Source organism: Micromonospora sp. DH13, from assembly GCF_020873825.1.
GTDB lineage: Bacteria > Actinomycetota > Actinomycetes > Mycobacteriales > Micromonosporaceae > Micromonospora > Micromonospora haikouensis.
The window spans coordinates 1-425 of record NZ_JAHWGR010000107.1; the positions used below are offsets into that span (position 1 = coordinate 1).

The following is a 425-nucleotide window of genomic DNA, read 5'->3' on the forward strand; positions in this document are numbered from 1 at the left end:
GCGCTGACCCTGGCCACCGGCCTGGTCGCTTGCTCCTCCGACGAGGGCGACAGCGAGAACGGCACCACCGTGGTCGAGGAGACCGCGACCGAGACCGCTACCGCCACCGAGACCGCTGGCGCCGAGGACGGCGCTGAGGGCGAAGACGGCGCTGAGGGTGCCGAGGGCGCTGCAGGCGCGGGCGCTGCTGCCGGCGCTGAGGGTGACACCACCGAAATCGCTACCGCGGACGGCGAGACCGCGATGGTCCCGAACGATCTGGCGGCGGCCATCGATAAGTACGCCGACCCGGCATGGGGCGAGCCGGCTTCCATCGAGGAGACCGCGAACGGCTGGATCGTCTCCTACGACGGCGAGCACTACGTCACCTGGAACGAGAACACCGGCGGCGCGCCGATCTGGGGCGAGATTGCGAACGAGTGGAT

General features: G+C 70.4%; 1 protein-coding gene. It reads left to right on the plus strand.

Annotated features, from left to right (window positions below; translation table 11 throughout):
- Positions 1-425, plus strand: a 425-nt coding sequence (locus LPA42_RS33455; RefSeq protein WP_228987154.1) for a hypothetical protein, incomplete at both ends; no start/stop codon positions are given.